A 7,467-nucleotide genomic window follows, 5' to 3' on the forward strand; every position below is an offset into this window, starting at 1 on the left:
GGTCGGCTTTGCGTTGCGTTCCTCCCGCCGCGCTGATTTCGGCTTCTTCTTAGCCCTCTTTGGTTTCGGTGCTTTGAGACCGCACTTTTCGATCGCGGTGTTCCAGTCGATTTCTCCATTCTCAACCTGCTTGGCGAGCTCCGGCTTATTCTTGCAAAGCAATTCCGCAAGCCGCAGCTCCTCACGGGATAGGCCTTCTGATTTCGCCACCGTATCAAGTACTGGCGCATTCCGCCCAGTTGCAACGGAGTCCGTTGCAACTGGGTTTGTGCGACGCTTGTTAGCTTTCTTGGCACCCTCGCTTTGTCGTTTCCGGCCGGCTTGGCGTTCAGCCTCCAAGCGTTTGGCTGCCACCATGTTCTTTTGCCCCTTCGTCAAATGCCGTCTGGCTTCGTTCGACGATGCTACCTTCCATGGGTCGAGATCGGAGGTCTCAATCTGGTCTTCGGATATTGGGATTCCAAGCACATGCAGTGCGCACAGCCGACATCTGCCGTCCAAGAGGACGCCGTCACGGTTGATCCGGACGGGATCGAGCAGTCCATCTTGTTCGATGGACTGTACCAGTCGATTGAAGTCCTCCGCTGAAATCATCAACACGGACTTACAAGCGTCGTGGACGCCGCGAATCAATGGATGAGTCTGGAGGGCCGTCTCAAGAGTGGGAAGTTGATAGATCGAGTTGGAAGTCGTGAACATCAGCAGAGCCATATGGAAGTGGGCGGCGGCCCGTGTCACCGCGATCCCCGGAGATTCCGGAAGAACTTGGCCGCCGCCCAGCTTGTATTGGTTGTGATCGTGGTGACAGAAACAATCATGGCTAATCCTCGACAGTGTCCAAATTCGCGTATCGCTGCCGACAGCTTCCTTCAAGATTGAACGCTCTTTGAAATGATCAAGGAGGCTTTGTGGTCTGTCTTCAAGTAGTGAGGCGAGAGCCGCCATCCAGGCATGCGCTGCACCGATCGCTGTCGTGATGACCAGCACGCACGAAATGGAATTGTTTGCCGTCGGCCTGGATCATGTATTAACAATCGCAATTCGAAAGGCACCGCACTGTAGTAGCGGTCCAAAGTCCCTTCAATGAAATCGTCTTCGGTCATCGGCGTCGGCGGTACGACACTGCTGATTTCGCTTTCAATTCGGCGAGGGCTCGCCGAATCAAGACACTTGCATCGGTGGTCTTCTGATTGCACTGACTCTTCTCCGAAGACGCACTGAATGACTTCAAGCAACCTTTCGTCATGGACGATTGGATCGTGACGGCAGCCACCAACCGGCCACTTGATCAACATGTGCTGCTGTTCATGATTTCCGCTACTGCAATGACAGTTCCTTGCTTTAGCAGCTCACAGCATGTGGTAGTCGCACGGATAGATGGGGCAAATCCGCGAATAGCGGGAAGCCTACCTGCGGCGATAGGCATAGCGGGCAGCAATAGCACAGAAGCCGAAAGAATACAGTGCCAGAAAGCTGCAAATGCACCGATGGTTTGCTCATCATCGTCTGCGTTTGTTTTTTGCGTTGGCATGTTCAGCACGAGCTTTCTGAAACGCTTTGTGGATCCTCTCCCAACGTTTCTGCGATCGCTCTAGTGCTCCTTCCCAGTACCTCATTGTGTATAGATCAGAATCGGCTCGCATTCTGGCCAACGAACAACGCATGACGTCCATCTTGGCCAACGCAACGGCTTCGGCGTAGTGCTTGAGCAACGGATCTCCCTCTGCAGTTCCCACGAGCTCATCCGCTTCTCGTTCTAGCTTGACTCGCAACAGGGCTAGCGTTTCGGCGGATTCGCTCGCGAACGTAGCGAGCAGGGTCTCACGAGCTAACGCCAACGCATTGATCGACTGATCAATCAGCCCAGGTGCCGCGTTGACCCATTGATACAGCTGCCTGTTTGCTGCCTGGTCGCCATCATTGGCAAGCCGGCAGACACGTGTCAGCTCCTGTAGCTTCGGAAGATCGGTGGTCGTGTTCTTTGACATGGGGAACGTCGCCGTGGAACGGAGTTGGAGATTGGACAGACGCAGGAGAACTTTCCAACCGTCTGACGACCGGGCTATTTGAACGAGTTGGGATTCGCCCTTTTTGGCAGTTTCGATCTCTGCGATGAGGGCCGCACTACGCGCGGCTTCTTCCGCCTTCCGCAGTTGTTCCTCCCGAATCAACACGCCGACAATCGGGTTCGACAAACGACCGACATACCTCTTTTGCAGTTTGCCTCCCACACGCAGGACCCGGGTGTAGTAGTGCTTTAGGGTTCCCCTTCGCTTTTCGACTGCCATCTATCTTCACTCGCAAGATCCAGAGAAACTCTCGTTTGGATCTTTGTGTAACAGGCTTGGGCAATTCGCAAAAATCACGCAGCCGATCGGCTGCGTTTTTCGCTTGCTGGCTCTTTGCTGCTCACTTGGTCAGTCAGTACAAGCTTCAGCTTTTGGCGAACACTGGAGGCGATGGTGTTGCCAACGGTCTGGGGCAAGCGGCGTGATTTCGATGATTGATCATGTAGGTGTCCTAGTGCACGCATTGACTCCGGATCACTTCGCATGGGTTCGAGCAGAACGCACAACTCCAGACGCTCGGCGGCCCTGCCTGCCGCCGTACTCAAATCCTGTTGCTGACCGAATTGATCGAGGTGGTCCAACCAATGTTCGCAGACGTCAGGTCCACCTTGGAAAGCGTGACGGTATAGCGTGCGACGCAGGTAATCCGGTCCCTCCATCTCGTCCGTTGTGATCTGTTGCATGATCCAACTGGTAGCAGCAAGGCTGGTTCTCACGTCAAAGAAGATGTCGCAGTAGTCGCGGACCAGTGACTCCTCAAGTTCCATCTTCGCAGCGACCTCGCTAACTGAGAGCCCGGATAGAATCCGCGACTCGAGCTTCAGCCTCGTCAATCGCTCATGCCGGATCCGCTTGGCCCCCGCGACATCAACGGTGCGATCACCCATGAGCTTTGGCTGATGGGACTGGAGAATGGGTCTGAAGTGATGAACAACGTTCCAAACGACCGATCCCAATGCGTGGGAGTGATAGGCTCTTCCTGCACCGACAATCCGCATTGCACGCTGCCAACGCCAGTCCGCACCGGAGCGTTGGAGTTCCCGGTAGCGGATGGACTCTTCAGTCACTTCAGCAGACATTGCGTTGAAATCGATTTCAGTTGACATCGTGTTGTTCCAGGAGAGAGGACAGCAAAGCGTCTCAACATGGCCCGACCGGTGAAAACGACAGCACATTGCCGCCACCTCGTAGCGTCGTCAACGCGAACACGTTGATGTTTCCAGCACGGCGATCTCTGTTTTGGAGCCTTCTCAAGACGCGTCACATGCCCAGCTTGTATTGATCGTGATCGTGGTGACAGAAGCAATCATGGCTAGTCTGCAACGATGTGCAAATTCCTGTGGCGGTACCGACAGCGACACGCAAAATCGAAAGACCTTCTGAAACGTTCAAGGAGACGGTGCGTCTGCTACCAGGTGAGGTTGAGCAGGCAGGCCATTGAGCAGGCATTGCTGTGTCCGAAGGCAAACCAATGGCACATGAGATCCGATGCGACTTCGCTACTACCGATGGCATAGCAGCCCTTGTAGGTGCTTGTGCTGACTGAACAGTTTGCAGCTTCCTTGAAGTAGTAGCTGAAGTTTTCATCGAAGAGTTCTTTGTCGGTCATTTTTGAATCGTCTTCGGTTGTCCCAGGTAGTTCGTTTGCAGGTGGAATGAATTCGGCGAGGTCTCGCCGAATTGCTGATACCAACTTCCGCTTGCAATTCGAACAATGAGTGAATTGAGGGTGGCACAGGTGAGTGACACGTTGAAGATGATTGGGTAGACCTCGATGCCTTGGGGCAGTGGAGCGAAGAAAGGGAGTAACGTGAGCCAGAGCGAGAGAAGACGGGACGCAGAGAGTGACTGCTTGCCTGATAGCCAGGATACGGACGCCATGAGTTGGCAAAAGGCTAGGGCCCCACACCCGCCAAGGTGATACGAATAGAAGAGGGAGGGCTAAAGGAAGCAAGTGATGCATGGGACCGGCGAGATTGATCATGGGACGATGCACGCTTTTTGTAGCGATGCCTTCATGTACGCACACGAACGAGAATGGACTCGACGGATCGGAAGGATCGGAGTCGTGATGTAGTCGGAGAGGGGAGAGGGAGGTTCCGTAGTTGGCGAAACCGTGGAGTGCGGCGGAGCCGCAATGGGGGAAATCGCCACATACGGAGGTGAAATGGAAATTTACCGTTAGTTACCGTGGCGAATTGGAAAAAAGGCACGTGTTTTGCGGGGTGAAACCGCTGTTCACGTGGCAAATTCGTTTCCCCCTGAACCATACGGTTCTTACGGTTCTAAGAGAAGAGGGTGGGTCGTCTTTTTTCGGTGTGGAGGCCGCCATATCGCATTCGGCGAGGCCTCGCCGAATCAGCCGACGACTGGTTCGTAGATCTTCCAACCAAGCATTGGGTCGTAGTTCGCCAGTCGCGTTCGGTCTTCCGGATCGGAAGGCGGCGAATCGGGAAGCTGTTGCCGAACCGTACCGAGCATTCCGAAACGGCGGTGCAGCTGTGACGGGGTCATGCCGATCATGTCCAACATCTGCCGTGCTTCGAGGACGCCCTCTGGAGACCACTTCGCTTTGAACGGTCGGCTCATGTAGTGAAAGGCTTTCATCGCCATCTGCTGTTCGGGCGTGTCACTTTTTAAGAAGTCCGGATCGAATGATTCCCAAGACGCATTCTTGAACTGTTCTGGAATGTTGTTGCGATCAGCAAACACCTGGTTCCTCTTGATCGGCACGATCTCCTCCTCACCAGCGTCCGGCGTGTAACTCAGCTTGAGATCGTTCTTCGCCTTCGCGAACAGTTCCTCGAGCTTCGCCTTCAGCTTCCGCTTCTGACCATTCTTCGTCATCACGACACCGAGGTGTGCGTGGGCATGGGAGTAAGGGTCCGGGCCCACTTGGTCCTAAACCATTGCTCCCCGGGGGGAGGGCTGAGCACTTGCGTCATTGGTTTGCGCCCAATTTGCAGCAAGTCGTGTTTGCATATCTGTCACGAGCCTCATATTTGGAACTGCAATGGTCTCGCGACAGGTCTTGGCGGAGAGTGCCTGCGTCAACAGCGCTCGATGCATGAACGCCCGCGCAGGTTCTTTGTCGCCTATCGCGAACGGGTCATCCCTGAAGCGAGTCGTGTCGCCCCTTCAGGGCTTTTTTGCTTTCGATTTGGTGTCCACGGGCTTGCGCCCGTGGCGACAACGTGTCGTCCCGTTGGGACGGAGTTGGATCGTGGTGATGGAGTTGGTTGGTGACGCCCCCGTGCGGATGCCGGGCTGGTGCATGCGGATGTCGGCTGTCCTTTCAATCGGGATTGATGCGGCGTTCAGGGGGTTTTAATCTGCTGCGTTTGTTGTCCGTTCAAACGATTTGAATTTTGTGAGTGCACCGTGATCGTCCAAGAGAAAGAGTCTCCGCGGCCGAAGGATCCGATGGGCAAGGCTGGGTTTGAAGCTGAAAAGCAAATGGCGTTCTTCCTGCGACGTGCCTTCGCAGAAGCGTCCGACGTGTTTGTGTTCAACGACGTCACGTTCGAACGAAAAGGCGAGCGGGCCCAAATCGATCACTTGGTGATGCACCGATTTGGTTTCGCAATCGTCGAAAGCAAGTCCATCACTGGAACCGTCGAAGTGAACGAGCATCTTGAGTTCGTTCGCAACTCTCGTGGGCGACGTGCTGGAATGCGGTCGCCGATCGAACAGGCTCGGTTGCAGGCCCAGCTTCTGCAAAACCTGCTCAACGATGCGAAGGAATCGCTGCGTCCCAAGAAGTTGATGGGCACGGTTCAGCCATCCTTTGGCGATGAACGTTTCCAGGTCTTTGTGGCGATCTCGGATCAGGGCGTCATCGAAAGCAATGGCGCCAATCCGCCCGAGTTGATGAAGGCGGACCGAGTCGTCGCGGAACTGGCGGAAAAGGCGAACGCCTACGAAGAAACTCAAGGCATCAAGGGATTTGTCAAGTTCGTGAAAGCGGGGAAGGAGGAAGCCAAACGGTTGGAAGACCAACATATTGCTCCGTTCACGGATCAAGAATTGGCGTCCATTCGCGAGTTTCTATTGAGCCAACGCAAACGCCAGCGAACAACGAAACCACCCACGGTTGAATCCAAGGCTCCAACGGCCGTGGAGCGAGCGGCGGCGCCCGTTTCGAAGGCAGACGCCAGTCCGTCGGATGCTGGGATGAAGTGCGAAGCGTGCGGCGTGTCGGATGTTGAGATCCTCTACGGTCGTTATGGCTATTACCTTCGGTGCCGAGTTTGCAATCAAAATCAAAACGTGCCGCAGAAGTGTGAGGTATGTGCAGCGAAGGCGAAGCTTCGCAAGAAAGGGCCCTGCTTCTATCGCGACTGCGAGGCGTGTGGCTCACCAAGGCTGGTCCATACCAACCCGACGCCCGCGGAAGGTTGAAAGGGGTATCCGTGCGATCGAGGCAATGGTGGGCCGGTGAGTTGATTAGGCTGTCGTTCGCTGCGAAACGCTCCTGGCCATCAAAACAAGAGTTGTTCTTGCTGATCTGGGGCGACTTCTTCGTCGAGCTCGGTGGCTGAGTTTTGTGCTTTCCGGCGTTCGATGAACGCCTTAATGTCGTTCTCGTAGGGGAACCAGTGGAACATGAGTTGGCTGTTCACGTCATCCGTGTTGGCGTTGAACCACTCGCATCGTTTTCGCATGTCCTTGAACATCGCATGCCACTGTTTCTCTTTCTTGACGGCTTCGGATTCCGACATCACTTCGATGTGTTCCACCTTGAGGCGGAATGGGCATCCCGACTGCAGTTGATTTCGTCGTCGTGCGATGTTGGTGGATCGGCCGATCTTCACGAATCGTCTGCCGAGGAACTCGCAGGTGATGAAGTAGACGCCAGAGTTCGACAAAGTTCATGCTTCCGATTTTGGTGAAGGGTGGGCTGTTTGCGACGAACGGGTAGCGATCTCTAGCCTCCGGCTGTTGCGTCAATCTTTTGCTGGATCTGCGCAATGCAGTTCGCAGTGTAAGTCGCGTGCTCTGGCCAACGTGCTTTGATTTGTTGGTAGGCCTGAATCGCCTCGTTCCAATCGCCGAGTTGATGGAGTCGCGAGGCAGCGTCCAATGCATCGTCGGCGGACAGCTCTTGCTCCGGCTCTTCATCGGCGTCGCCGAAATCGAAGTCGTCGGGCCAGTCAAACGTTCCGACATCCATGAACGCATTGCACTTGGGACAGTTTTGCGTTGTGCCATCTTGGGAAGCGGGAAACTCGCTGGTGACACCGCATTCTTCGCACTCGGATTTGATTGCTGGTGCGTTGTCCAAGTCCGCTCGGCGTCGATCTCGTTGGCTCTCGAATTGTCGCAGCAAATCTCCGGCACGCTGGAGGTCCGACTTCTCAACGAACACCTGCGGCTTGTGAAATTGGCTGATGGTGCT

The 7,467-nt window shown here is 55.0% G+C and carries 8 protein-coding genes; 1 reads left to right on the forward strand and 7 read right to left on the reverse strand.

The window, feature by feature from the left end; all coding sequences use genetic code 11:
* The 5 genes from RE6C_RS20245 to RE6C_RS20275 all read right to left on the reverse strand — a co-directional run.
* Window positions 1-987 (reverse strand): ParB N-terminal domain-containing protein (locus tag RE6C_RS20245; RefSeq protein WP_008659576.1); only part of this gene is annotated, 987 nt, incomplete at its 3' end.
* 512 nt (window positions 988-1,499) lie between these two features.
* Entirely contained in the window at window positions 1,500-2,231 is a 732-nt protein-coding gene (locus RE6C_RS20255; protein ID WP_008659578.1) for a hypothetical protein, read from the reverse strand.
* Window positions 2,232-2,362: 131 nt separating this feature from the next.
* Window positions 2,363-3,175, reverse strand: coding sequence for a hypothetical protein (locus tag RE6C_RS20260; RefSeq protein WP_008659579.1), 813 nt, complete (start codon window positions 3,173-3,175; stop codon window positions 2,363-2,365).
* 302 nt (window positions 3,176-3,477) lie between these two features.
* Complete coding sequence (locus RE6C_RS20265) at window positions 3,478-3,678, reverse strand: hypothetical protein (RefSeq protein WP_008659580.1); 201 nt, start codon at window positions 3,676-3,678, stop codon at window positions 3,478-3,480.
* A 749-nt stretch (window positions 3,679-4,427) separates the two neighbouring features.
* Complete coding sequence (locus RE6C_RS20275) at window positions 4,428-4,916, reverse strand: hypothetical protein (protein ID WP_008659582.1); 489 nt, start codon at window positions 4,914-4,916, stop codon at window positions 4,428-4,430.
* Window positions 4,917-5,450: 534 nt separating this feature from the next.
* On the opposite strand from RE6C_RS20275, the gene RE6C_RS20285 reads away from it, so the two are divergent.
* Window positions 5,451-6,470: a nuclease-related domain-containing protein gene (locus RE6C_RS20285; protein ID WP_008659583.1), complete on the forward strand. Its 1,020-nt coding sequence runs from the start codon at window positions 5,451-5,453 to the stop codon at window positions 6,468-6,470.
* An 80-nt stretch (window positions 6,471-6,550) separates the two neighbouring features.
* Here RE6C_RS20285 and RE6C_RS20290 read toward each other — a convergent pair whose 3' ends face one another.
* Together RE6C_RS20290 and RE6C_RS20295 are read right to left on the reverse strand one after the other, a co-directional pair.
* The gene (locus RE6C_RS20290; RefSeq protein WP_008659584.1) at window positions 6,551-6,937 is read right to left on the reverse strand and encodes a GIY-YIG nuclease family protein; all 387 of its coding nucleotides are present in this window, start codon (window positions 6,935-6,937) and stop codon (window positions 6,551-6,553) included.
* 59 nt (window positions 6,938-6,996) lie between these two features.
* The coding region (locus RE6C_RS20295) for a hypothetical protein (RefSeq protein WP_039962757.1) at window positions 6,997-7,467 on the reverse strand (471 nt) is incomplete at its 5' end.

Origin of the sequence: Rhodopirellula europaea 6C (assembly GCF_000338295.1) — a bacterium.
GTDB classification, from domain to species: Bacteria; Planctomycetota; Planctomycetia; order Pirellulales; family Pirellulaceae; genus Rhodopirellula; species Rhodopirellula europaea.

Excerpts from the sequence above, each read along its gene's own strand:
- RE6C_RS20260 (WP_008659579.1), bottom strand. The coding sequence starts at position 3,175 with ATGTCAACTGAAATCGATTTCAACGCAATGTCTGCTGAAGTGACTGAA.
- RE6C_RS20265 (WP_008659580.1), bottom strand. The coding sequence starts at position 3,678 with ATGACCGACAAAGAACTCTTCGATGAAAACTTCAGCTACTACTTCAAG.
- RE6C_RS20275 (WP_008659582.1), bottom strand. The coding sequence starts at position 4,916 with ATGACGAAGAATGGTCAGAAGCGGAAGCTGAAGGCGAAGCTCGAGGAA.